Source organism: Pseudomonas farris (assembly GCF_019145235.1).
Lineage (GTDB): Bacteria > Pseudomonadota > Gammaproteobacteria > Pseudomonadales > Pseudomonadaceae > Aquipseudomonas > Aquipseudomonas farris.
In genome coordinates this window covers 262,475-287,072 of sequence record NZ_JAHSTV010000006.1, presented here as the reverse complement: position 1 = coordinate 287,072, position 24,598 = coordinate 262,475, and the positions used below count along the sequence as shown (strand labels likewise).

Genomic DNA, 24,598 nt, shown 5'->3' with positions numbered 1-24,598 from the left:
GCTATTTAATTGGCCCATGAACCGAAGCCCGTGACTGACGTCTAACGGCCACTAATGATCAGGAGTTACTCGATGAACGTTCGTCTGCTGGGTTTGGCCATTGCGTTTGGTTTGGCACTTCCTGTGGCTGCTCAGGCGCAGATGTTGCAACCGGGTTTGTGGGAAATGACTTCAAGCAACATGAAGGTCGATGACCAGAACCTGCCCGATCTGCAACTGATTCTCGGCCAGATACAGAGTCAGATGACCCCTGAACAGCGCGCGCAGCTGGAGAAGCAGGGTATCACCATGGGCGGCAAAGGGATTCGGGCGTGCCTGACGCCTGAGCAGGTGAAGACCGACAACATTCCACTGACGGACCCACAATCGGGCTGCAAGCAGGAAATCACCGAGCGTACCGGCAACCAGTGGAAATTCCGTTTCAGCTGTCCGAAAGCGCAAGGTGCGGGTGTCGCCACATTCCTCAGCGATCGTGAGTTCACCACCAAGGTTAACGGCACCTTCAACGCCACCGGCATTCAGCAGAAGGGTAGCCTCGATACTCGCGCTGTGTGGCTGGGACAGGATTGCGGCACAGTGAAGCCAAGGGCCTAAAAGCATCGCGAGCAGGCTCGCTCCCACAAGGTCATACGCGATCCCTGTGGGAGCGAGCCTGCTCGCGAAGGCATTCGCTCAGGCACCTCCAGTCTTCGGCAAATTCAACAATTCACACACCGCCTCAATCCCTTTCTCCCCGAAGTTCTCTCCGCTGCCGCTGCGCATGCTGACAAATCCGCCTTCCTTTTCCTTCTCTCCCACTACCAACAGATATGGCACTTTCTGGCTGTGCTGGCGAATCTTGTGGCTGATTTTCTCGTTACGCAGGTCCGAGTTGGCCCGCAGTCCGCGGCGGCGCAGCGTCTCGGTTACTGAGTGCGCATAAGCGCTATGACGTTCATCGATGTTCATGACCATCACCTGCGGCGGCGCTCGCCAAGTGTCCAGCTGCTGTTGGCTGGACCAGCATGTGCCGTAGATCCGTTGCTCAGAGGTGCCGCCAATATGATCCAGGGCGAAGGCCTGCAACACCTTGGTGGTGGGAACATGCGGGCCTGCGGCAAAACTTTCAAAATCCCCCAAGCGATACAGCGTTAACCGTTCGACTGGCGTCGCCCGGGGAGCTGTTTCCCGGCGGATCGAATGGTTGGTCGCCGCCAGTGCACGCATGCGCGCTTCGATAACTGGCAGCTCGGCCAGAGTTAAAGAGCGCTGGAAAGCAAACTCATAAAAGAAACCATCACCCAGCGACGATCCGGCTCGCAACTGTGCACGCGGATGGAGCTGCTTGACGGCCATGGCCAGCATCAGCGCGCAGGAACGCCGAAGGATCTCCAGGCCATCGGGTTCCTGGGGCGTGACGATACTGACCCGGGCATCGCCCTCGATCAGGAAACCACAGTCGACCAACACGCCGTCGACCCGACCGGCCACCGCCGCGTTGGCCAACCCGAGACTGATACTTGCGGCGACTTCATACACAGTCAGCGGCTGATCGTACTCACGCAATGAACCATCGGGCAGGGTGATATGGATCATGATCGGTGTTCTCGAATATTTTCGACAACGAGCGCTAGCGCATAAACCGTAGGGCTAAACCCTGGCAGCTGTCATTTAGACGTTGGTCGTGCCAGGCAATTTGCCCCGACACGACCGTGGTGGTGACGCTGTGGCGAAAACGATGGTGGGTGAAGGGCGTCCAGCCGCATTGCGAAAGGATCGGCTGCTGGGAAACGGCAAGGCCATCGGGCTCGGGTTTGATCAACACCAGGTCGGCCCAGTAGCCTTCGCGCAGGTAGCCGCGGTCAGGAATGGCAAACAGATCGGCGACCCGGTGACTGGTTTTGGCCACAAGGGTGGTGATCGGCAAAACTTCATCGGCCACCAGTTCCAGCAGCGCGGGCAGGGCGTGTTGCACCAACGGCAAACCGGACGGCGCCTGGCTGTAGGGGCGCTGTTTTTCGGCCCAGGTATGAGGCGCGTGATCACTGCCGATCACATCCAGTCGATTGCTCAACAATGCTTTGCGCAACGCATCGCGGTCGGCCTGGGTCTTGATCGCCGGGTTGCACTTGATCAGGTTGCCGAGGCTCGGGTAGTCGCGATCGTCGAACAGCAAGTGGTGCAGACAAACCTCGGCAGTGATGTGTTTCTGTGCCGGCAGTCTGTCTTCGAACAGCGCCAGTTCGCGCGCGGTAGTCAGATGCAAAACGTGCAACCGGGTGCCGTGTCGTTTGGCCAGATCAACGGCCATAGAGGAGGAACGAAAGCACGCTTCGGCGTTGCGGATCAGCGGGTGAGCGGCTGGCGGAAGGTGCTCGCCGAACAGCTCTCGCAGGTTCGCGGCATTGGCCTCAATGCTCGGCGTGTGTTCGCAGTGAGCCAACAAAATGGTCGGCACCTCGGCGAAGAGTCGCTCGAGAATCCGTGGATCGTCCACCAGCATGTTGCCGGTGGAGGCGCCCATGAACACTTTGACCCCGGCCACCTCGCAAGGATTGAGCGCGGCAACCGTGTCGAGATTGTCATTGCTCACGCCGAAATGAAAACCGTAATTGGCCACTGAACTTGTCGCCGCTCGACGCTTCTTGTCGGCCAGCGAGGCGAGGGTCAGGGTGGCCGGGGAGGTGTTGGGCATGTCCATGAAGCTGGTGATGCCGCCGGCCACCGCCGCTCGAGACTCGGTATGGAAGCTGCCCTTGTCTGGCGCTCCGGGATCGCGGAAATGCACTTGGTCATCGATCATGCCCGGCAGTAGCCATTGGCCGTTGGCATCGATTTCCACGGTGGCCGTTTCACCTTCGATGCTGCTGGCGATCTTGACGATGCGACCGTGGCTTACCAGCAAATCACCGTCGAACTCACGACCTTCATTGACCAGCCGGGCATTGCGAATCAGCACGCTGCTCATGGTCAGAACTCGTTTTGCAGGGCTTTGTAGCCCCGCACCAGATCGACGTTGGTGCGCGCCACGTCTTCGGAAAACTCCGAAGCGCTGACGCTAACTGATGGGAACTGCGACAAGTCAGTGTTGGGGCCGATGCGCGTGGTGGAGGGCACGTAGAAGTCTTCAGGCAAGTCACGACCGTCGACCACCGAGTTGTGCCGCACCACGCAACCGTCGCCCACTTCGCAGTTGAACAGCACGCTGTTGAACCCGATGAACACTCGGTTACCGACGGTGCAGGGGCCATGCACGATGGAGCGGTGGGCGATGGAGCTGAATTCGCCGATTGTCACCGCCGCGCCGGACTTGGAGTGAATCACCACGCCGTCCTGAATGTTCGAATTGGCGCCGATGGTGATTGGCTCCATCTCGCCCGAGTCGTCCACTTCATCGGCGCGAATCACCGCGTACGGACCGACGAACACGTTCTCGCCAATCACCACTTTGCCGCAGATGATGGCGGTTTTATCCACATACGCCGACTCCGCAATCGACGGCAGATCACCTGAAGGATTCTTGCGGATCATGGCTTGCTCAACGCCTCATACAAGGTGTTGAGGTTGTATTCGAACAACCCGGCGAACGTGCTGGCCGGGCCGCTCGCCGCGAGGGCATCGGAGTACAGCGTGCCGCCGATATGCGCGCCGCTTTCATCGGCGATTTGCTTGAGCAGGCGTGCGTCCTTGATGTTTTCCATGAACACCGCTTTGACCTTGGCCTGACGGATCTGCGTGATCAGCGCAGCGACTTCGGTGGCCGACGGTTCGCGCTCGGTGGACAGACCTTGTGGCGCCATGAAGTCGATGCCGTAAGCCTGACCGAGATAGCCGAAGGCGTCATGGGAGGTCACGATTTTGCGATTACCCGGCGGCAGCGAACCGAGCTTGGCTTTGGCCTCGGCGAGCAAGGCGTAGATCTTTTTCAGATAGGCCTGGCTGTTGTGTTCGTAGTCGGTTCTGTTGGCAGGGTCGGCGGCGATCAGGGCTTTGGTGATGTTGCTGATGTACAACTCGGTGTTCGCCAGGTTGTGCCAGGCATGTGGGTCGGGAATGGTTTCGCCGTCTTCATCCAGCGAGCGTGGAATGACCCCGTGGCTGGCGCTGATGACTGCAGCTTTGGTCTCGGTGCTGGTCACTAGACGGTCCAGCCATGGCTCGAAACCTAGTCCGTTTTTGATGATCAATCTGGCCTTGAGCAATGCCTTGGCATCGTCCGGAGTCGGCTCGTAGGTATGCGCATCGGCGTCCGGCCCGACCATGTTGGTGATCTGAATATGGTCGCCGCCGACCTGATGGGTCATGTCGGCGAGGATGCTGAAGCTGGTGACTACCTGGAGTTTTTCCGCGGCAGACAACGACATCGACAGCATCAAACTGAACAGCACGAGTAAAGCGCGCATCGGGCAACACCTCATTGGGATGTGAGCAAAGGCGGGCGGCGCAACAAACCGTGCACCGGACCGAACACCACGGACAGCAAATACAAGCCGCCAGCCACCAGCACGATCGCCGGGCCGCTGGGCAGTGAGTAATAAAGCGACAGCAACAAGCCGAACCAGACCGAGAGGCAGCCGAGCAGTGCGGCGATGGCGATCAGTACCGGCAAGCGACGACTCCAGAAGCGAGAAGCCGCCGCCGGCAACATCATCAAACCGACCACCATCAGGGCGCCGATGGCCTGGAAACCGATCACCAGGTTCAGCACCACCAGCGTCAGAAATACCCCATGAGCCAATGGCCCGAGGCGGCTGACGGTTTGCAGAAAGAGCGGGTCGAGGGTGTCCAGCAACAGGGGTTTGTAGATGAGGAGCATGGCGAGCAGGCTGAAGCCCGAGACCCAAATCATGCCGGTCAACGTCGGCCCGTCGACCGCGAGCGCCGAGCCAAATAACAGGTGCAACAGGTCCAGCCGTTTTCCGGCGATACCGAGGATCAGCACGCCACTGGCCAGCGATATCGGGTAGATCGCAGCCAGGCTCGCGTCTTCCCGCAGGCCGGTGCGGCGGGTGATCCAGGCGGCCAGTCCGGCCATGCTCAGGCCGGCGCCGAGACCACCTATGGTCAACGCGGGCAGACTCAACCCGGCAAACCAGAAGCCCAATGCGGCGCCCGGCAAGATGCCGTGAGCCACCGCGTCACCGATCAGGCTCATGCGCCGCAGGATCAAAAACACCCCAAGCGGAGCGGTGCTGCACGCCAGAACGAGACCACCAAGCAACGCCCGGCGCATGAACACGAATTCGTGGAACGGTTGCCAAAGCTGAGCGGAAGCGATCATCAAGCCACCTGCGTCTGGGGTTGTTGGCGAATCAGATCGGTACTGGGGCCGAGGACGCAGCCGCTACTTTTGATCAATAGGGCTTGTGGGATGTGTTGGCGTACGGCGGCGAGGTCGTGACACACCACGACCAGGGTTCGGCCTTCGGCATGCCAGGCGTGGATGTGTTTCCAGAGCAGCGCCTGGCCGAGTTCGTCGAGCGCGGCGTGAGGTTCGTCGAGCAGCAGCAAGGGGGCTTCGGCGAGACTCAACCGGGCGAGCAGGGCACGCTGTAATTCGCCCCCGGAAAGGGCCATCAATGGGCGGTGTTCCAGGCCGGTCAGACACCAGTCTTCCAGCGCAGACTTGAGTCGCTGGCTGCGAATTTCCGGAGTTTGTTTGCTGCCCCAGAAACCTGCGGCCACCAACTCTTGCAGACTGATGGGGAATTGCCGGTCCAGGTGTTGTTGCTGAGCCAGGAATGAAAGGCCGCCTTTGCGTGGAACATCAATGATCACTTTTCCTGTCAGTGGCTTTTGCAGACCGGCGATGACTTTTAGCAGGCTGCTTTTACCCGAACCGTTGGCACCGATGACGGCGGTCAGACTTCCTTTGGGTAACTGGAAGTCCACCGGCGGAGTGAGTGGTTGACCGGGAGCGCCCCAGCGCAAGGCTTGGCATTGGATCATGCGGCCTCCCAATTCCAGCGACTTTCGGCGACAGCATCGTGGGCGTGAAGACTTTCTGCGTGAACGACTCGCACGTGAAAGGCGTTGATGCCCGGGGTGCGTTTCAGGGCCAGATTCAAGCGTCGGGCGGCGTCTTCGCAGAACATCAAGTTCTGGCCGTTGGCGAGGGCGAAGGCTTGTTCGTCGGCGCGTTTCACGGCGGTTTGCACGGCGGTGCCGAGGGCGGCTTCCGCATCGTTGATCGCGGCGATCAGCGGCAGGTCATCCAGGTAGTCGTTCAGACGCAACTGCAATTGCGCATTGCTGCGTTGGCTATGGGGCGTGGCGACGATGCCTTTCGTGGAGCCGAGCCAAGCCAGAACGTCGGCGTGTTGCAGTGACTTGTTGGCAAAATCATCAACGAATTGCTGCTGAATCAACTGCCGAGAAAGTGCCGCTGAGCACGGACAGGTTGAGGAATAAGGAACGTCAATTTTTAGTTCCACGTGGAACATCGCGTTTTTCAAACTGGCTTCGATGCTCACCGGATAAGTTTTCCAACCGGCTAGCGGACTGATGAGCGCGGGTCTTTTGAGCAATAGTTCGGTGTGAATTTTTAGGTAAGCGCTGTGGGAAAGTCCCTCATGAGTATTGAGAAAACTCTGCAAGACTCGCCGCAACAACGTGGGTGAAAGGTGTTCCTGCTCAAGCATTTCCAACGCCAGATACAGCCGCGACATATGGATGCCGCGCGCCTCTCCATCGTCAAGGCTAACGCCAGTGTCGACCTTTGCACTCAGTCGCTGGCCATCGAGTAAAACAGGAAGAGCAATGCCGCACATGCCCACCCAATCGAGTGGCAGGGCTTGGCGTGAGGCCTGCGCGGCGATATCCGGCAGAGTCAGCGCATTCATGAGCAGGTCCATCGTGGGAGTTGATTTGGCATGTTATATTATAACAATCAAATCGACGATGCCTTTTTCGTGAGCGGGCTTTCACCATGCACAGACGTCACTTGCTCAACCTGATTCTGGCCAGCGTGGCCTTCGCATTTCCCTTTAGTGCGTCGGCCACGCAAATTCGCAATGCACGACTGTGGCGCTCCGATGACAAGCTACGACTGGTCTTCGATCTGAGCGGGCCGGTGCAATACAAGACGTTTTCTCTGAGCGCTCCGGAACGGCTGATCATCGATCTGAGTGGCGCCAATCTCAGTGGCGACTTCAGTCAGTTGGCACTCAACAATACGGTGATTCGCGCAATTCGCTCCGGACATTTCGGTCAGGGCGATACGCGAGTCGTCCTTGACCTCAGCGGCCCGGTGCAGCTCAACAGTTTTCTGCTGCCGCCACAGGACGGGCAGGGGCACCGATTGGTACTCGATCTGAAGACCGATGCGCCGCCACAGATCGCAGCGGCGCCGATGGAAAAACCTGAACCCGTCACCGACAAGGCTCACCCCAAGCGCGACATCATCGTGGTGGTCGACCCTGGTCACGGCGGCAAAGATCCGGGCGCGGTCGGTGCCAAAGGTGAGCGGGAAAAAGATGTGGTGCTGTCGATCGCCCAGCTGCTGGCCAAACGGCTGAAACGTGAGAAGGGCTTCGACGTGAAACTGGTGCGCAATGACGACTTCTTCGTCCCGCTGCGCAAGCGCGTGGAGATTGCCCGCAAGCACAAGGCCGACATGTTCATCTCAGTCCATGCGGACGCGGCACCGCGTCTCACCGCTTCAGGTGCGTCGGTGTACTGTTTGTCCGAAGGCGGCGCGACCTCGGCCACGGCGCGCTTCATGGCGCAACGGGAGAACGGTGCAGACCTGCTAGGCGCCACCAGCCTGCTCAATCTCAAGGACAAGGATCCGATGCTCGCCGGGGTGATTCTCGACATGTCGATGAACGCCACCATCGCCGCCAGTTTGCAGTTGGGCAGTACGGTGCTCGGCAGCCTCGCGGGCATCACCACGCTGCATCAGAAGCGCGTGGAACAAGCGGGATTCGCCGTGTTGAAGTCGCCGGATGTGCCGTCGATTCTGGTGGAAACCGGCTTCATCTCCAACGCCCGCGACAGTCAGCGACTGGTGACTGCCCGCCATCAGCAAGCCGTGGCCGATGGTTTGTTCGAAGGGTTGCAGCGCTATTTTCAGAAGAACCCACCGATGAACAGCTACATCGCCTGGCAACAGGAACAGAAAAAGATGCAGGCCTAGCAGCCGGTCATCCGGCTACACGTGAACTTGCCGCTGCTGCCGCCGGAACTGGAAAACCGATTGATGGTTGTCCAGCCAACCCGGCGGTTGTAGCCGACCCAGGCTTCGCCATCGGACGCGATGCCCGTGAAGAACGTCAATTGCCCGTAGCGGCTATTGGTTTGCGCCCATTGGCGTTTGCCGGCCACTTCGAAGCCGCGCAAATAGATCGTGTTGCCGACGGTGTTAACGCTGTAGGCATTGCCGTCGGCATCCACGCAGGCCAGCAGATTGGCGCTGCGAGTGCAGTTGGCCAGGCTTGGGACTTGTCCCCTGGCATCGACCGCGATCAGCAACGAAAGGCTCAACAGCGAGAATCTCAGGGCGTTTCCCATGGCATTTCTCAAAGGGGCGGACGGGTTAAAGCATCGTGCCCTTTGTCGCAGCGAGCAAGAGGGGAGTGGCTTATTTGTATTGTTATACTATAACATCAAAATACTCCCGCTCTGATGATCCACCGCCATGACTGAACAAGAACTGCTCGCTCAACCCGCCGCCGATTACATGAACGATGCCCAGCAAGGCTTCTTTCGCGACCTGCTACTGGCTCAGCGCAGCGAGCTGCAGGAGCGCATTGCCGGCGAGTTCGACGTGTTGCGCGAGCAGGAACCCCACAGCGATCCCGCCGATATCGGCAGCGCCGAAGAACAGCGCCAGTGGCAACTGCGCCTGCTGGAGCGGGAAAAGAAGCTGCTGGACAAGATCGACGAAGCCCTCGAACACCTGGCTCGTGGCGAATACGGCTGGTGTCGCGAAACCGGTGAGCCGATCGGCCTCAAGCGCCTGCTGCTGCGACCCACCGCCACTCTGTGTATTGAAGCCAAAGAACGTGAAGAGCTGCGCGAACGCCATCAACGTGCGATTTGACCGGCCACATCCTGATGAGGAATACCTGATGCCCAATCGTCTCCCCGTGACCGTCCTGTCGGGCTTTCTCGGCGCCGGAAAAAGTACACTTCTTAATTACGTACTACGTAATCGCGATAATTTGCGGGTCGCGGTAATCGTCAACGACATGAGTGAGATCAACATTGATGGCAGTGAAGTTCAACGCGATGTGAGCTTGAACCGTGCCGAAGAAAAACTCGTGGAAATGAGTAACGGCTGCATCTGCTGCACCTTGCGCGAAGACCTGCTCGAAGAAGTCAGCAAACTCGCCAAGGACGGTCGTTTCGATTACCTGCTGATCGAGTCCACAGGGATTTCCGAGCCGCTACCCGTGGCGGAAACCTTCACGTTTCGCGATGAAGAAGGGCAGAGTCTGGCCGACATTGCACGGCTCGACACCATGGTCACCGTGGTCGATGGCATGAACTTCCTGCTCGACTATCAGGCCGCCGAAAGCCTCGCTTCCCGTGGCGAAACCCTGGGAGAGGAGGATGAACGCTCGATCACCGACCTGTTGATCGAGCAGATCGAATTCGCCGACGTGATCCTGATCAGCAAGATCGATTTGATCAGCAGTAGCGAGCGCCAGGAGTTGATCGCGATCCTCGAGCGGCTAAATTCCCAGGCCGAAATCATTCCGATGGTCATGGGCGAAGTGCCGCTCAAGAAAATCCTCAACACCGGGCGCTTCGACTTCGAAAAAGCCGCTCAGGCGCCGGGATGGTTGCAGGAATTGCGCGGTGAACACGTGCCGGAAACCGAGGAATATGGTATCGCCTCCACGGCTTATCGGGCGCGGCGACCGTTTCATCCACAGCGCTTCTTCAGCTTCATCGACCGTCCGTGGGTGAACGGCAAATTGCTGCGTTCCAAAGGCTTTTTCTGGTTGGCCAGCAAACACAGGGATGCTGGCAGCTGGTCCCAGGCCGGCGGCTTGATGCGTCACGGTTTTGCCGGACGCTGGTGGCGTTTCGTGCCGAAAAACCAGTGGCCGCAAGATGAAGAAAGCACTGCCGGGATCATGGAAAACTGGACGGCCGCCACCGGTGATTGCCGTCAGGAGCTGGTGTTTATCGGCCAGAACATCGATTTCGCGCAACTCACCGTCGAACTCGATAACTGCCTGCTGACGGATGCTGAGATGGCCTTGGGTGTCGAGGGCTGGCAGTTACTGCCTGATCCGTTTGGTCCTTGGCACGAAGAGGCGGCTGCATGATGTTGGCGCCCAGTCTGAAGCTGCGACCGGTCATTCGCCAGGTTCAAGGTGATACGCCAAAAGCGCTGACCGGAATTCTGGACGACGGCGTGAACCTGGCCCTCTGGCAGCGCCAACTCCCAGCGCACATTGCCGATTTCGGTCGTTTGTTGTTGTCCCTGAACGAGCCGTTGGCCGAGGCGCTGTCCCTGGAAATGCCCGGCGATGACGCCGAACCCAATCTCCACGGTTTAGCCTCAGGCTTCAGCGACCTTGAAGGCTACGAAGGCTTTATCGCCGATGTTTCCTGGCTGGTCAGCGCCTTCGCCTGCCTGTTGGGCGCCCAGCGTATCGGCCTGCGTCTGCGGGTTCTGGACAAAGCCATGTGCCCGCGTTTCCACGTCGATCATGTGCCGGTGCGGTTGATCACCACCTACGCAGGTATTGGCAGCCAATGGCTGAAAGAAGGGGCGATGGATCGCCGGCAATTAGGCAAACCTGAGGCGGAACCACAGGACGGTTCGCTGATTCAACAAATCACCAGCGGCGAAGTGGCGTTGCTTAAAGGGGAGAAGTGGCACGGCAACGAAGGCTTTGGTTTGATCCACCGCTCGCCGCAGCCGGCGCCGGGCGAGCGTCGTTTGATTCTGACCCTGGACTGGCTGAGTTAGCGGTTCAAGGTTTGAGCCAGGTTCCCTGGCTCTGGGCTTCGCAAAACGGCTTCAAATACACCGCATCGGTGGCCACGCCGTAATAGTGAATATCCTGCCGGTAAGGCATATTGGCGACTTGAGCATTGCTGCACACCCCGAACGCGCCGGTAGGGCATTGGTCGACGTACTGCACCTCGACTTTCTGCCCGGGCAGATTCGGCTGGCAGAATCCGTCGGCGAACAGTTTTTCCGGGATACTGCGGTTTTGCTGGCAGACCTTCACGTCGAGCCGCTCAGCCGTGCTGTGCACCACGCAGGCCTGAGCCAGCGCTTCGCCCGATGTGAGCGCCAGTAGCAACGACCATCCCATCAACCGCATTCTTTACCTCCTCAGAAAACCTCGACCATGTTGCAGAACATTCCCACCCACGTCATTGCCGGCCCGCTGGGTGCCGGCAAGACCAGCCTGATCAAGCACCTGCTGGCGCAACGGCCCGTGGGTGAGCGCTGGGCGGTGTTGATCAACGAGTTCGGCCAGATCGGTCTGGATGCCGCTCTGTTGACCCAGGATGCCGATGGTATCGCACTGGGGGAAGTGGCCGGGGGCTGTTTGTGTTGCGTCAATGGTGCACCGTTTCAGATCGGCCTCGGGCGGTTGCTGCGCAAGGCACGACCGGATCGACTGTTCATCGAACCCTCCGGGCTGGGACATCCGGCGCAGTTGCTCAGGCAATTGAGTGAGGCGCCGTGGCAAGGCGTCCTGGCGGTGCAGCCGTGTGTGCTGGTGCTGGATGCTCAGGCGCTCGCGGCCGGAAAACCGCTGCCTGAGGCGCAACAGCAAGCCTTAAGCAGTGCCGGGTTGCTGTTGCTGAACAAGGCAGAAGGCCTCGACGACAGTGATCGCCAGCGAATCGCCACACAGTTGCCGATGCGTCCTTTGTACTGGACGCAGCAAGCCGTCTTGCCGTTGAGCGAGTTACCGGGGCTCGGGGCTCAGGCTGTCGCGGGTGTGGATAACTTTGTCGTGCCCAAGGGATTGGCGCAGATGCCGGCCATCTGGACTGACCCCACGTTGCCGATTTGCTTGAGTCAGGCACAGGAGGGTGGCTGGAGCGTTGGATGGCGGTGGCATCCGAGTCAGATATTCGATGCCGTATTGATCGGGAAGTGGCTTGAGCGCCTTGAATGGCGGCGGGCGAAGTTGGTTATCCACAGTGTCGAGGGTTGGGTGTCGGCGAATGCGCTGGATAACTCGTTACTGGATTGGCAGCCCAGCGAATGGCGTCGGGATTCGCGTATCGAGCTGATTTTCAGTGAGGCGCAGGTTGTTGAAGTGCTGCAGGAAGGTCTGGCGGGATGCAGGGTTCAAGCGAACTAGCTGATTTTTTTGCACAGTCTGTGAAGGCCTCTTCGCGAGCAAGCCCGCTCTCACAGGGGGGCTGTGGTGTGCATACAAGTTGTGCAGCACAACAGATCAAATGTGGGAGCGGGCTTGCTCGCGAATGGATTTAACCGACAACAACTACCTTCAAGGACGCCACTTCGTGTGTTCTTGCCGCCACTGACTCAGTTCAATCACCTCAGCTCTGGGCTTCGTGATGTCGACCACCGGCGGTGTGTCATCGAACGGCATCGGGTAAGGCGCGAGCTCGATCTGCGCGCTATGGGCGCCGAATTGGGTGATGGTGCCGGTGTGGCGGGTTTCGCCGGTCACGGTGAATTCGAAGTTATACACACGGGCCAGGCGCCGACGGCCATTGGCGTCTTTAATGAAAGCGATCTTCTTCAAGGCTACGTTGCCGTCCAGCAGCTCGATCCGCAGCTTGGCGCAATGCTGTATGACCCGCTCCAGCGCGCGTTCGCGCAAGCCGTGGTTGTGCCACAACCACGCGCCACCGGTGGCGAGCAGCATCAGCACGAAGATATTTCCGAGGGTCAGCATCAACAGGGTGCTCCAACAAGATAGTGCCAGCTTAACTGCGTCGCCGGTCTGTCGTACAGGCTGCGTTTAGTCGCATACTGCGCGGCTCGAATTTCAATCGTTTGACGGAAAACTCACCGCATGAAACGTACGCCCCATGTGCTCGCCATCCAGTCCCACGTGGTGTTCGGCCACGCAGGCAACAGCGCCGCGGTTTTCCCGATGCAGCGGGTCGGGGTGAACGTGTGGCCGCTCAATACCGTGCAGTTCTCCAATCACACGCAATATGGCCAGTGGGCCGGTGAAGTACTGGCCCCGCATCAGATTCCGGAACTGGTGGAAGGCATCGCGGCGATCGGTGAGCTGGGCAATTGCGATGCTGTGTTGTCCGGCTACCTCGGTAGCGCGGCCCAGGGCCGGGCGATTCTCGCGGGCGTGGAACGAATCAAATCGATCAATCCCAAAGCGCTATACCTCTGCGACCCGGTGATGGGCCATCCGGAGAAGGGCTGTACCGTTCCAGCCGAGGTCAGCGATTTTCTGCTGGAAGAGGCGGCGGCAATGGCCGACTTCATGTGCCCGAACCAGTTGGAGCTGAACAGCTTCTCGGGGCGCAAGGCGCAGTCATTGTTCGATTGCCTGGCCATGGCGCGGGCGCTGTTGGCTCGTGGTCCGAAGGCGGTGCTGGTCAAGCACCTGGACTATCCCGGCAAACCGGCGGAGGGCTTCGAGATGTTGCTGGTGACCGCTGAAGGCAGCTGGCACCTGCGTCGGCCGCTGTTGGCGTTTCCGCGTCAGCCGGTGGGCGTTGGCGATCTGACCGCCGGGCTGTTCCTGGCGCGTGTGCTGCAGGGTGACAATCTGGTGAGCGCCTTCGAATTCACCGCGGCGGCAGTGCATGAAGTGATGCTGGAAACCCAGGCCTGCGCCAGCTATGAGCTGGAACTGGTGCGGGCGCAGGACCGGATCGCCCATCCGCGGGTGCGGTTCGAGGCGACAGCGATCAGCCTCTGACCTTCGCGTCGACTCCATTCGCGAGCAAGCCCGCTCCCACACTGGTTCTCTGTCGTACACGAAATCTGTGTGCACTGAAGATCCATTGTGGGAGCGGGCTTGCTCGCGAAGACGATCTAATGAACACCGTCAAACTGACTGAATTCAGGCGTCGCCCTTGATGTCCTGATAACGTTTTTCCAGTTCCTGACGAATCTGCCGACGCTGCTGGGCCTGCATGTACCGACGCTTGTCTTCACTGTTCTGCGGCTGCAGCGGCGGGACTGCGGCCGGTTTGCGCTGGTCATCCACCGCGACCATGGTGAAGAAGCAGCTGTTGGTGTGGCGCACCGAGCGCTCGCGGATGTTCTCGGTCACGACCTTGATGCCCACCTCCATCGAGGTGTTGCCGGTGTAGTTGACCGAGGCCAGAAAGGTCACCAGTTCACCGACGTGAATCGGCTCGCGGAAGATCACCTGATCCACCGACAGGGTTACCACATAGCGGCCGGCATAGCGGCTGGCGCAGGCGTAGGCCACTTCATCGAGGTATTTGAGCAGGGTGCCGCCGTGGACATTGCCAGAGAAATTGGCCATGTCGGGGGTCATCAATACCGTCATCGACAGCTGGGCGTTTCCGGGTTCCATAACGTACTCACGGGTTCAAGGCAGGATTCGGGGTTACACCTCTGCGGGCGCTTGGTTTTTCAAACCAACAGTTATCGGGACGCCGGGTGGGGGGCCGCCGTCACGCCGGAATCTATCTGTTTCCATATATTGCACCCTCTTTCCGCCGGAAGTCGCGATGTTACCCTTCAAAAGCCCACCCCAAGGAGCCACACGCCATGCATGCCATCAGCTTCATTCAGGATTTGGCAGTGATCATGTTGATCGCGGGTGTGGTGACCGTGCTCTTTCATCGTCTCAAACAACCGGTGGTACTCGGTTATATCGTCGCCGGCTTCATTATCGGCCCGCATACGCCACCGTTCAGCCTGATCCACGACGAAGCAACCATCAAAACCCTTGCCGAGCTCGGGGTGATTTTCCTGATGTTCTGCCTGGGCCTGGAATTCAGCCTGCGCAAGCTGTTCAAGGTTGGCGCCACGGCGTTCATCGCGGCCTTCCTGGAAATCGTCCTGATGATCTGGATCGGCTATGAAATCGGCCGCTGGTTCGACTGGAATACCATGGACTCGCTGTTCCTTGGCGCGATCCTGGCGATTTCCTCGACCACCATCATCGTCAAGGCGCTCAATGATCTGAAGATGAAGAACGAGCGTTTTGCCCAGCTGATCTTCGGCGTGTTGATTGTCGAAGACATCCTCGGTATCGGCATCATCGCGTTGCTGTCGAGCATCGCGGTCAGCGGCACCGTCAGTTCCGGCGAAGTGTTTTCCACGGTCGGCAAGCTTTCACTGTTCATGATTGTCGCACTGGTTATAGGCATTCTGCTGGTGCCGCGACTGCTGGCCTACGTGGCGAAATTCGAAAGCAATGAGATGCTGCTGATCACCGTGCTGGGCCTGTGTTTCGGCTTCTGTCTGCTGGTGGTCAAACTTGAATACAGCATGGTCCTCGGCGCGTTCCTGATCGGCGCGATCATGGCCGAATCGCGGCAACTGCTGAAGATCGAGCAGTTGATCGAGCCGGTTCGCGACTTGTTCAGTGCCATTTTCTTCGTCGCCATAGGCCTGATGCTCGACCCGATGATCCTGCTGCAATACGCCTGGCCGATCGCGGTGATCACCGTGGCAGTGGTGCTGGGCAAGATGTTGTCCTGCGGCCTCGGTGCCTTTATCGCCGGCAATGACGGACGCACCTCACTGCGCGTGGGGATGGGGCTTTCACAGATTGGCGAATTCTCTTTCATCATCGCGGCGTTGGGCATGACGCTGCAGGTCACCAGCAACTTTCTCTACCCGGTGGCGGTGGCCGTCTCGGTGATAACCACGCTATTGACGCCGTATCTGATTCGCGCGGCTGATCCGCTGTCGATCAAGCTTGCTGCAGTGATGCCACAGCGCCTGAGCCGTGTGCTGGGGATGTATGGCGAATGGCTGCGCAGCATTCAGCCTCAGGGTGAGGGCGCACTGTTGGCGTCGATGATTCGGCGGATTCTGTTGCAGGTAGGGGTGAATCTGGCGTTGGTGATTGCGATCTTTTTCTCGGGCGCGTTCTTTGCCGAGCGCATGTCCGTTTACCTGCAAGACTGGATCAGCGACCCGAGCTGGCAGAAAGCGCTGATCTGGGGCGGGGCGTTACTGTTGTCACTGCCGTTCCTGATCGCCGCTTATCGCAAGCTCAAGGCGCTGTCGATGTTGCTGGCAGAGATGGGTGTGAAGCCGGAAATGGCCGGCCGCCACACACAGCGAGTGCGTCGGGTGATCGCCGAAGTGATCCCGATCCTCTCGCTGTTGGTGATTTTCCTGCTGCTGGCAGCCTTGTCGGCCAGTATTCTGCCGACCAACAAGTTGCTGGTGCTGATCGTCATAGTCGCGGCCGCGGTGGCGGCGCTGCTCTGGCGTTGGTTCATTCGCGTGCATACGCGGATGCAGGTGGCCTTGCTGGAAACGCTGGACAATCACAAGGACTCGTCCGGGCATTGACCACGCGGCGCATCAGGGTGGATCAGCTTTCCAGCCAGACGTCCCGCGCCCAGTGCCATACCGATTCCCAGGTTTCTTCGGCGATCAGCTCTTCTTCGGCCAGCCACAGCACCACGGTGCCGTCTTCTTCGACCAGGTAGTAATTGTCACCGTCCTGGCAGATCGGAATCATGCTGCGATCCACGCCTGCATCCCAGGCGTTGGCAGCAACGTCTGGCAGGTAGGTGTGGGACTGCGGGTCGGTGACGGTCACCGGCTCCAGGCTGCCGTAGACCACGTCGCTGACGGTCAGCAAAAATTCTCTGAAGACGAACGGGATGTCGATGAACAGTTGCTCTTCGATTTCCACAATCTGATCTTCGTCAGGCAATTCCAAGGGGACCGGTACCGGTTCGTTGGCTTCACGCAGTTGTTCGATGATTTCTTCCACGTCCGGGATCCTCTTGCTTGATGGCGCGGTTTAGTTGGGGCGGTTTATACAGTAGCTCGCTATAGATGCAACCGCGAAATAGAAAACCCCGGCCGAGGCCGGGGTTTTATTACAACAGGTGAAACGCGGGAAGTGATCAGCCGTTCTGGCGGATACCGGCCACCAGCCAAGGCTGGTTTTCGCCCTGTGGACGTTCCATGTTCCAGCTTTCGCTGAACACTTCGCCCTGGTCGAAACGCGAGGACTTCGACACGCCGCTGAAGGTCAGGGTGGCGATGGTCTTGTCCGCACGGTCATCAACGCCGTCCAGTTGTACCTGGAGGTTATCGATGTAGGTCGACTGGAAGCCGTCGCCCAGGTCAGCACGTTCGCGCTTGAGGAACTCCAGCAGTTGCGGAGTCACGAACTCGGCGATCTTGTCCATTTCGTTGGCGTCCCAATGCTGCTGCAGGGACTGGAAGTGGTTGCGGGCCGCTTCAATGAAGTTGTTTTCATTGAACCAGGCTGGCGCGTTGATCACCGGACGAGCGGCAGCAGGTGCAGCCGAGCCACCGAAGATCGAACCCATGGCTGATGGTTTCTGTTCGAACACTTCACGCTGCATCGGCGCGCCGGCTGGAGCCATGTGCTCCTGCTGCTTGCGACGACGGGCGGCGATGAAGCGGAAGACCAGGAAGGCGATGACCGCCATGATCAGGATGTCGAAGATCTGCATGCCCTGGAAGCCGTCGCCCATGAACATGGAGGCCAGCAGGCCACCGGCAGCGATACCGGCCAGAGGGCCGAGCCAGCGCGAAGCACCGCTGGCCTTGGTAGCGGCGCCAGCAGCACCGGCCGCGCCCGCAGTGGCAGCAGCGCCGCCTGCAGCAGAAGAAGGAGCCATTTGGCTGGTCTGGTGAGTCGGCGCAGCGCCGGAGCTCTTGCCGCCACCAAAGCGCTTGGCAGCATTGGCGTCGAGGCTCATCGTCAGGCCAATGCACAACGCCATGGCGATGCTAAGAAAACGTTTCATAAAGGGAATTCCCATTTGTGGAAGGCACGCGCGCCATGTTGCACAGCTGAAGTGTTACTGGCTAGCGGCAGAGTGTTTCGGGCTTTTGCCTGACAGGTTGTGTTCAGCTTCAGCCAGCGCAATAAGGCCTGTTAACTTTGGTCTGTAGGACGAGTGGATAAGTTCTGTAGGAGTCAGGGCATCAACATGTGGGAGCGGGCTTGCTCGCGAAGGCAGCACCTCGGTGTATCAGAGGCACCGCGTCATCGTTCTTCGCGAGCAAGCCCGCTCCCACAAAAAGCTCTCGGTTGTGTTTATACCGCTTCCAGCTTGGCGTAACCCAGCATCAACCACTTGCTGCCTTCGCTGAAGTTCACCTGCACCCGCGCCTGAGCGCCGGCGCCTTCGAAATTCAGGATCACGCCATCGCCGAACACCGAATGCCGCACCGTCTGGCCGAGGCTGAACCCGGTGTCCGGGATCTCGCTGCCGCCGAACAGGCTGCTGGAACTCTGCTGCTGGCCACCGCCGAACGGACGGCTGACGCTGTTGGACAGCCGCACTTCCTGGATCAAGCCTTTCGGCACTTCACGTACGAAACGCGACACCTTGTTGTAGGTCTCGCTGCCGTACAGGCGTCGGGTTTCAGCATAAGTCAGTACCAGATTTTGCATCGCCCGGGTGATTCCGACGTAGGCCAGGCGGCGTTCCTCTTCAAGACGGCCGGGTTCTTCCAGGCTCATCTTGTGCGGAAACAGGCCTTCTTCCATGCCCACCAGGAACACGTAAGGGAATTCCAGGCCCTTGGCACTGTGCAGGGTCATCAACTGAATGCTGTCTTCGTGTTCGTCGGCCTGGGTGTCTCCGGCCTCCAGCGAGGCGTGACCGAGGAACGCTGACAGGGGCGACTGCTCTTCATCCTCTTCCGGGTTTTCGAAGTTGCGCGCGGCGCTGACCAGTTCCTCAAGGTTTTCTACCCGGGCCTGGCCTTTCTCGCCTTTTTCCGCCTGATGGTAGGCAATCAGCCCCGATTGCTCGATCACGGTTTGGGTCATCAAATGCAGCGGCATTTCCAGGCACTTGGCGGCGAGATCGTCAATGAGCTCCATAAACGCCCCAAGGGCGCCGGCAGCACGGCCAGTCAGGCCTTTGTTGGCCACCAGCTGACGCATGGCTTCCCACATTGACACATGGCTGTGGCGCGCATGATCGCGGATCGCTTCGACGGTTTTTTCGCCGATGCCACGGGCCGGAACGTTGATCACCCGCTCCAGCGCCGCATCGTTGCCACGGCCTTCCAGCAAACGCAGGTACGCCATGGCGTTCTTGATTTCTGCCCGCTCGAAGAAGCGCTGACCGCCATAGATGCGGTACGGAATGCGTTCACGCAGCAAGGCTTCTTCCAAAACGCGCGATTGAGCGTTAGAACGGTACAAAATCGCGATATCGCTACGAGCCAAGCCGGTTTTCAGCGCGCTTTCAATGGTTTCAACCACGTAGCGTGCTTCGTCGTGCTCGTTGAAGGCAGCGTACAGATTGATCGCTTCGCCTTCGCCGCCATCGGTCCACAACTCTTTGCCCATGCGCCCGGTGTTGTTGGCGATCAGGGCGTTGGCGGCTTTGAGGATCCCGGCGGTGGAGCGGTAGTTTTGCTCCAGACGAATGATCTGGGCATCCGGGAAGTCGTCGGAATACTGATAAATATTCTCGATTTTCGCGCCACGCCAGCCGTAGATCGACTGATCGTCGTCGCCGACCACCATCAGGCTGTCGCCACCCTTGGCCAGCAGACGCAACCAGGCGTACTGCACGGCGTTGGTGTCCTGGAACTCGTCTACCAGAATGTGTCGGAAGCGCTTCTGATAATGGGCGAGCAGGCCCGGGTTATCGCGCCACAGATCAAGGGCGCGCAGCAGCAGTTCAGAGAAGTCGATGACGCCGGCGCGCAGGCAAGCAGCCTCATAGGCTTCATAAATGCTGCGCATGGTCGCCAGGAACAGATCGCCGCTGGCTTGAATATGTTGCGGACGCAGACCTTCGTCTTTCTGCCCGTTGATGAACCACTGGGCCTGTCGGACCGGCCAGCGTTGCTCGTCCAGGCCCAGCTCGCGGATTACCCGCTTGACCAACCGTTGCTGGTCGTCGCTGTCGAGAATCTGGAAGGTCTGGCTCAGGCCGGCTTCCTGCCAGTGCGCCCGCAGCAAGCGGTGCGCCAGGCCGTGGAAGGTGCCGACCCACATGCCGGCCGGGTTGATACCCATCAGCTGCTCGATGCGATGACGCATCTCGGCAGCGGCCTTGTTGGTGAAGGTCACCGACAGAATGGAGTGGGGTGAGGCGTTTTCGACCTGGATCAACCAGGCGATACGGTGCACCAGCACTCGGGTTTTACCGGAGCCAGCACCGGCCAGGACCAACTGACGACCCACGGAGGCAGCTACGGCCTGACGTTGGGCATCGTTGAGGGAGTTCAGCAGAAGGGAGAGATCATCGCGCATCGGGGCATTCTAGGGTGCGCCGTCACACCGGGCAAACCGAGCTTTGCATTAGCCGATGAAAGAAGCACCGATGACGACCGGTCGGTCACCGGCTGCAAGCATTGGCGGAGCTCGTCTGGCCGCTTTTGTACCGGGGTGGGCGGCTCAAACTTTCGTCTATTTTATGACCTTGGGCTGTTTGGTCCGGGCATTTGCTTGTGTATGCTCCGTCCACAATTCGGGCTCGCATGCTCACTATAAGAACAAGAACATTGCCTATGACCCTCAGCTCCGACCTGTCGGGCCCCTCTGTGGAGCCCCGGGTTATCCGCAAACAGTACGCCATGGAAATGGCGGTCGAACGCACGCGTCTGCTGTATCAGGGCTCGCTGTTGCCTACGCTGTTTATGCTGATCAACGGTCTGGTATGTGCCGGCCTGCTCTGGAGCCCACAGCGTTACTTCGTGGTCAGCGTCTGGTTGATCTGGTTATTGTCGCTGGTGGCGTTGCGGGTGATTCAGGTCGCGGCCTTCGATTCGGCGATTCCCAACCGTCAGGCCCATCCGGTCTGGCGTCGCATGTTCATGCTCGGCTCTGCCATGACTGGCCTGACCCTGGCTGGTGCCGGCATCGCGTTGGTGCCCGCTGACAATTTCATGCAGCAAGCCTGGGTGTTCGGCCTGATCGGCGCCGCGGCCCTCTCGGCCAGCGTCGCTTATGCCGTCAGCCTGCCGGCTTTTCTGTCCTTTACCTTGCCCTGTCTATTGCCGGCCATCGGCTATCTGTTCTGGGGCGGCGATGAGCAAGAACAGGGCTGGGGCTGGTTTGGCCTGATTTTGCTGGGTTCGTTGAGCGTGGTCGCCTGGCAGGTCAATCGGCTGATTAACCAAGGGCTGCTGCGACGCTTTCAAAATCAGGCCCTGATCGAGCATTTGCAGCAGGCGCAAAGTCGCAGCGATCAGCTCAACCACGAACTGGCCAAGGAAATCGACCAGCGTCGCCGCGCTGAAGACGAATTACGTGAAACTCAGGTCGATCTCGAAAACCGGGTCGCACAACGCAGTCTGGAACTGGACGCCGCCAATCAGGCCTTGAGCAAGAGCGAAGCGCGGCTGGCGCTGGCGTTGAAGGCGAGCGAACTCGGGCTGTGGGACTGGAACCTGCAGACAGACGAAGTCCATCACACCCAACTCCAGGAGCTGTTTGGCCTGGAGCCGGAATTCGTGACAGCGATGCTCCGCCACCTCAAGCCCAGGCTGCACCCCGACGACTTGCCATCGCTCAGGCGTGCGCTGGTCGAGCATTTGAAGGGTCGCAGCGAGGATTATCAGATCGAGTATCGGGTAAGGCATGGCGATGGCCATTGGATCTGGATCGAGGACCGTGGTCGAGCGGTGGAGCGCGCCGAGAACGGCCGGGTGATCCGCATGGTCGGCACCCGCCGCGATATCAGCGCCAGCAAGGGCCTGGAAGAACAGCGTCAACTGGCGGCGACAGTGTTCGAGGCGGCCAGCGAAGGCATTGTGATTTTCGACCCGAATTACGCGCTGATTGCCGTCAATCAGGCCTTCAGCCGAGTGACCGGCTACGACATCGACGACATGCTCGGGCGTAACGTAGTCGATTTGCCCTGCAGCCGCGATGCCCGCCGGCATTACACCGCGATTCATCAGGCGCTGGAACTGCACGGCACCTGGCAAGGCGAATTGGTCGAAACACGCAAGAATGGCGAGTTGTATCCGCAATGGCTGCAATTGAATGCCGTGCGCGATGCGCGGGGAAATGTGAGTCATATTGTCGGCTTCTTCGCCGATCTGTCCGCGCGGCGTGAATCCGAAGAGCGCATGCGCTACCTCACCCATTACGACGAACTCACAGGATTGGCCAACCGTTCGTTGTTCCGCGAACGGCTGCGCGAGGCTCATCAGCGGGTGCGTCAGGGCGGTCGGCGTAGCTTGGCGTTGCTGCACATCAATTTGGACCGTTTCAAGCTGCTCAACGATAGCCTCGGCCACGAAATCGCCGATCAACTGTTGCAGAAAATGTCCCGGCGCCTGGTCAATGCGCTGCCGGAAGCGGACACCATTGCCCGTTTGTCCGGCGATGAATTTGCGGTGCTGTTCGATGCCTATGGCAACCTGTCGAGCCTGGCGCGCGTAGCGACCCGATTGTCGGCCAAGCTGCGTTTGCCGATCACCGTCGAGGGGCATGAATTGGTGATGAGCGCGTCAATGGGCATCAGCCTGTTGCCGGACACCGCGCGGGAGATTACCGCGCTGGTCAGCCAGTCGAACATGGCCATGCAGCATGCCAAACACTTGGGCGGCAACAACTTCCAGTTCTATACAGACAGCCTGCAAGCCAGCACGCTCGAGCGTTTGCAGCTCGAGAACCAGTTGCGCAAAGCCATCGAAGAAAAGCAGTTGAAAGTGTTTTATCAACCGAAACTCTGCCTCCCCACTGGCCGGCTGAATGCCGCCGAGGCGTTGGTACGCTGGAATCACCCGACCCTGGGCCAGGTACCGCCGGGGGATTTCATCGGCCTGGCCGAGGAAACCGGGCTGATCAGCGCTATCGGCGAGTTCGTTTTGCGTCAGGCCTGCTGGCAAGCGTGTGAGTGGCAGCGTCAGGGCCTGGAGCCGATTCGAGTGTCGGTCAACCTGTCGGTGCATCAACTGCGTCAGGGAAAACTGGTCAGCCTGGTGCGCCAGGTGCTGGAGGAAACCGGTCTGGCGCCGCATTACCTGGAACTGGAACTCACCGAAAGCCAGTTGCTGGACAGCGTCGAGCACATCATTGCGACCTTCCAGCAGTTGCGCGACCTTGGGGTGAAGCTGGCCATCGACGATTTTGGCACTGGCTATTCCTCGCTGAGTTATCTGAAGCGGATTCCTGTGGATTACGTGAAAATCGATCAGGCATTTATCCGTGGTCTGGGGGAGAGCAGTGAGGATGCGGCGATCACCCGGGCGATCATCGCCATGGCCCACGGCCTGTCACTGAAAGTGGTGGCTGAAGGTGTTGAGCGGCCGGAGCAGCTGGAGTTTCTGAAAACCGAGTGTTGCGATGAAGTGCAGGGGTATTGGGTCAGCCGTCCGGTCGAGGCCGCCGACCTGGCCGAGCTTTTACGTCGCGACGCCAACCCTTTGTAGCTGCAGGCTTCGCCAGCTGCTACAAAGGCCGAAAGGGCTACATGGAGCGTATGTCGCATGAAATGGGGACATTGAGTTACGCATTGAGCAGGCAAAAAGCCGATTCATGTAGTATAACTACAAGCGTGCTACATCCCCGGCACCTGCCAATAACAAAGAGTCCGCCCCTTTGAATCTGCTGCAACACATCGCCCAGTCACGCCACCTGTTACGCAAGTCGGAGCTCAAGGTCGCCGACCACGTGCTGCTTGACCCTGCGGCGGTGATGCACAGTTCCATGGCCGACCTGGCCCACAGCGTGGGCATCAGCGAGCCGACCATCGTGCGGTTTTGCCGCGCCATCGGTTGCTCCGGGTTTCAGGATTTGAAGTTGAAACTGGCGCAGAGCCTGGCGGCCGGCGCGAGTTTCGGGCAGTTCGCGATCCATGAAGATGATTCGGTCGCCGACTACAGCCTGAAGATCTTCGACACCACCCTGCACACCCTGATGGAGGTTCGCGAGAAACTCGATCCGGTGGAGTTGCAGAGGGCGGTGTCGCTGATGTCTCAGGCCCAGCGTGTCGAGTTCTATGGCTTCGGTGCTTCGGGCGCCGTGGCGGCGGATGCCCAGCACAAATTTTTCCGTTTACTGCTGACCGCGGCGGCGTATTCCGACCCGCACATGCAGGCGATGTCGGCGGTTACCTTGAAGCCGAGCGACGTGGCGATCTGCATTTCCCAGTCGGGGCGTTCCAAGGACCTGTTGATCACGGCCAACCTGGTGCGCGAAAGCGGCGCTTCGCTGATCACCCTGTGCCCGAGCCAGACCCCGTTGGCCGAGCTATCGACTGTCAACCTGGCGATCGATGTGCACGAAGACACAGAAATCTATACGCCGCTGACGTCGCGCATTGCGCACCTGGTGGTGATCGATGTGCTGGCGATGGGCGTGGCCATGGCCCGCGGTCCGAGCCTGGTCAACCACCTGAAAAGCGTCAAACGCAGCCTTCGCAGCTTGCGGCTGTCGCCAAAATCGGTGAAAGCGCTGGACGATTGATTCTTCTGTAAGGTCGTTCCGACCTTAATCGCGAGCAGGCTCGCTCCCACATTGATCATCGGTGTTGCACGAATTGTGTGTGCACCATGGAACCTGTG

At 59.4% G+C, this 24,598-nt stretch carries 24 protein-coding genes; 10 read left to right on the top strand and 14 right to left on the bottom strand.

Going from position 1 to position 24,598, the window contains the following annotated elements; translation table 11 throughout:
• Nucleotides 1–72: 72 nt before the first annotated feature.
• Nucleotides 73–594 carry a DUF3617 domain-containing protein gene (locus KVG95_RS14930; RefSeq protein WP_030132514.1) on the top strand — a complete coding sequence of 174 codons (522 nt, stop codon included), beginning with the start codon at nt 73–75 and terminating at the stop codon, nt 592–594.
• A gap of 78 nt (nt 595–672) precedes the next feature.
• On the opposite strand, the gene KVG95_RS14925 is transcribed toward KVG95_RS14930, so the two are convergent.
• The 7 genes from KVG95_RS14925 to folE2 are packed head-to-tail and all read right to left on the bottom strand — an operon-like array spanning nt 673 to nt 6,821.
• Nucleotides 673–1,575: a His/Gly/Thr/Pro-type tRNA ligase C-terminal domain-containing protein gene (locus tag KVG95_RS14925; RefSeq protein ID WP_217856969.1), complete on the bottom strand. Its 903-nt coding sequence runs from the start codon at nt 1,573–1,575 to the stop codon at nt 673–675.
• A 34-nt stretch (nt 1,576–1,609) separates the two neighbouring features.
• On the bottom strand, nt 1,610–2,947 hold the full coding sequence (locus KVG95_RS14920) for a dihydroorotase (RefSeq protein ID WP_217856968.1): 1,338 nt from the start codon (nt 2,945–2,947) through the stop codon (nt 1,610–1,612).
• Nucleotides 2,948–2,949: 2 nt separating this feature from the next.
• Nucleotides 2,950–3,510 (bottom strand): gamma carbonic anhydrase family protein, encoded by a 561-nt coding sequence (locus KVG95_RS14915; protein ID WP_217856967.1) that lies wholly within the window; start codon nt 3,508–3,510, stop codon nt 2,950–2,952.
• Entirely contained in the window at nt 3,507–4,382 is an 876-nt protein-coding gene (locus tag KVG95_RS14910) for a metal ABC transporter substrate-binding protein (RefSeq protein ID WP_217856966.1), read from the bottom strand. The genes KVG95_RS14915 and KVG95_RS14910 overlap by 4 nt, the downstream gene beginning before the upstream one ends.
• Nucleotides 4,383–4,393: 11 nt before the next feature.
• Nucleotides 4,394–5,260, bottom strand: a complete 867-nt coding sequence (locus KVG95_RS14905) for a metal ABC transporter permease (protein ID WP_217856965.1) — start codon at nt 5,258–5,260, stop codon at nt 4,394–4,396.
• On the bottom strand, nt 5,260–5,928 hold the full coding sequence (locus KVG95_RS14900) for a metal ABC transporter ATP-binding protein (RefSeq protein WP_217856964.1): 669 nt from the start codon (nt 5,926–5,928) through the stop codon (nt 5,260–5,262). Before KVG95_RS14900 ends, KVG95_RS14905 begins: the two co-directional genes overlap by 1 nt.
• Nucleotides 5,925–6,821 (bottom strand): GTP cyclohydrolase FolE2, encoded by an 897-nt coding sequence (gene folE2, locus KVG95_RS14895; protein WP_217856963.1) that lies wholly within the window; start codon nt 6,819–6,821, stop codon nt 5,925–5,927. Before folE2 ends, KVG95_RS14900 begins: the two co-directional genes overlap by 4 nt.
• 86 nt (nt 6,822–6,907) lie before the next feature.
• On the opposite strand from folE2, the gene KVG95_RS14890 reads away from it, so the two are divergent.
• Nucleotides 6,908–8,116: an N-acetylmuramoyl-L-alanine amidase gene (locus KVG95_RS14890; RefSeq protein ID WP_217856962.1), complete on the top strand. Its 1,209-nt coding sequence runs from the start codon at nt 6,908–6,910 to the stop codon at nt 8,114–8,116.
• On the opposite strand, the gene KVG95_RS14885 is transcribed toward KVG95_RS14890, so the two are convergent.
• Entirely contained in the window at nt 8,113–8,490 is a 378-nt protein-coding gene (locus tag KVG95_RS14885) for a glutamine synthetase (protein ID WP_217856961.1), read from the bottom strand. The two genes, KVG95_RS14890 and KVG95_RS14885, sit on opposite strands and share 4 nt — an antisense overlap.
• A gap of 127 nt (nt 8,491–8,617) precedes the next feature.
• Between KVG95_RS14885 and dksA the strand changes: the two genes are divergently transcribed.
• The 3 genes from dksA to KVG95_RS14870 are packed head-to-tail and all read left to right on the top strand — an operon-like array spanning nt 8,618 to nt 10,909.
• Nucleotides 8,618–9,022: an RNA polymerase-binding protein DksA gene (gene dksA, locus KVG95_RS14880; RefSeq protein WP_217856960.1), complete on the top strand. Its 405-nt coding sequence runs from the start codon at nt 8,618–8,620 to the stop codon at nt 9,020–9,022.
• A 28-nt stretch (nt 9,023–9,050) separates the two neighbouring features.
• Nucleotides 9,051–10,259, top strand: a complete 1,209-nt coding sequence (gene zigA, locus KVG95_RS14875) for a zinc metallochaperone GTPase ZigA (protein WP_217856959.1) — start codon at nt 9,051–9,053, stop codon at nt 10,257–10,259.
• Entirely contained in the window at nt 10,259–10,909 is a 651-nt protein-coding gene (locus KVG95_RS14870) for a DUF1826 domain-containing protein (RefSeq protein ID WP_217857063.1), read from the top strand. Before zigA ends, KVG95_RS14870 begins: the two co-directional genes overlap by 1 nt.
• A gap of 4 nt (nt 10,910–10,913) precedes the next feature.
• Here KVG95_RS14870 and KVG95_RS14865 read toward each other — a convergent pair whose 3' ends face one another.
• Nucleotides 10,914–11,270: an NADH:ubiquinone oxidoreductase gene (locus tag KVG95_RS14865; protein ID WP_217856958.1), complete on the bottom strand. Its 357-nt coding sequence runs from the start codon at nt 11,268–11,270 to the stop codon at nt 10,914–10,916.
• A gap of 27 nt (nt 11,271–11,297) precedes the next feature.
• Here KVG95_RS14865 and KVG95_RS14860 point away from each other — a divergent pair, with 27 nt between their 5' ends.
• Nucleotides 11,298–12,269, top strand: a complete 972-nt coding sequence (locus tag KVG95_RS14860; protein WP_217856957.1) for a CobW family GTP-binding protein — start codon at nt 11,298–11,300, stop codon at nt 12,267–12,269.
• 150 nt (nt 12,270–12,419) lie between these two features.
• Here the strand turns inward: KVG95_RS14860 and KVG95_RS14855 are convergent, their stop codons facing one another.
• Nucleotides 12,420–12,833: a DUF3301 domain-containing protein gene (locus KVG95_RS14855; protein ID WP_217856956.1), complete on the bottom strand. Its 414-nt coding sequence runs from the start codon at nt 12,831–12,833 to the stop codon at nt 12,420–12,422.
• A gap of 120 nt (nt 12,834–12,953) precedes the next feature.
• Here KVG95_RS14855 and pdxY point away from each other — a divergent pair, with 120 nt between their 5' ends.
• Nucleotides 12,954–13,826, top strand: a complete 873-nt coding sequence (gene pdxY / locus KVG95_RS14850) for a pyridoxal kinase PdxY (RefSeq protein WP_217856955.1) — start codon at nt 12,954–12,956, stop codon at nt 13,824–13,826.
• Between the two features lie 144 nt (nt 13,827–13,970).
• On the opposite strand, the gene KVG95_RS14845 is transcribed toward pdxY, so the two are convergent.
• Nucleotides 13,971–14,453 carry an acyl-CoA thioesterase gene (locus KVG95_RS14845; RefSeq protein WP_007896533.1) on the bottom strand — a complete coding sequence of 161 codons (483 nt, stop codon included), beginning with the start codon at nt 14,451–14,453 and terminating at the stop codon, nt 13,971–13,973.
• 197 nt (nt 14,454–14,650) lie between these two features.
• Between KVG95_RS14845 and KVG95_RS14840 the strand changes: the two genes are divergently transcribed.
• Entirely contained in the window at nt 14,651–16,414 is a 1,764-nt protein-coding gene (locus KVG95_RS14840) for a cation:proton antiporter (RefSeq protein ID WP_217856954.1), read from the top strand.
• Between the two features lie 22 nt (nt 16,415–16,436).
• Here the strand turns inward: KVG95_RS14840 and KVG95_RS14835 are convergent, their stop codons facing one another.
• From KVG95_RS14835 to uvrD, 3 genes are all read right to left on the bottom strand, one after another.
• A complete protein-coding gene (locus KVG95_RS14835) occupies nt 16,437–16,844 on the bottom strand; it encodes an SMI1/KNR4 family protein (protein ID WP_008007803.1) in 408 nt (135 codons plus the stop codon).
• A gap of 136 nt (nt 16,845–16,980) precedes the next feature.
• A complete protein-coding gene (locus tag KVG95_RS14830) occupies nt 16,981–17,856 on the bottom strand; it encodes a Tim44 domain-containing protein (protein WP_052966068.1) in 876 nt (291 codons plus the stop codon).
• Between the two features lie 293 nt (nt 17,857–18,149).
• Nucleotides 18,150–20,333 (bottom strand): DNA helicase II, encoded by a 2,184-nt coding sequence (gene uvrD, locus KVG95_RS14825; protein WP_217856953.1) that lies wholly within the window; start codon nt 20,331–20,333, stop codon nt 18,150–18,152.
• Nucleotides 20,334–20,590: 257 nt separating this feature from the next.
• On the opposite strand from uvrD, the gene KVG95_RS14820 reads away from it, so the two are divergent.
• Both KVG95_RS14820 and hexR read left to right on the top strand, forming a co-directional pair.
• A complete protein-coding gene (locus tag KVG95_RS14820) occupies nt 20,591–23,464 on the top strand; it encodes an EAL domain-containing protein (protein ID WP_217856952.1) in 2,874 nt (957 codons plus the stop codon).
• Between the two features lie 169 nt (nt 23,465–23,633).
• Nucleotides 23,634–24,500, top strand: coding sequence for a transcriptional regulator HexR (gene hexR, locus KVG95_RS14815; RefSeq protein WP_007896526.1), 867 nt, complete (start codon nt 23,634–23,636; stop codon nt 24,498–24,500).
• Nucleotides 24,501–24,598 lie beyond the last annotated feature (98 nt).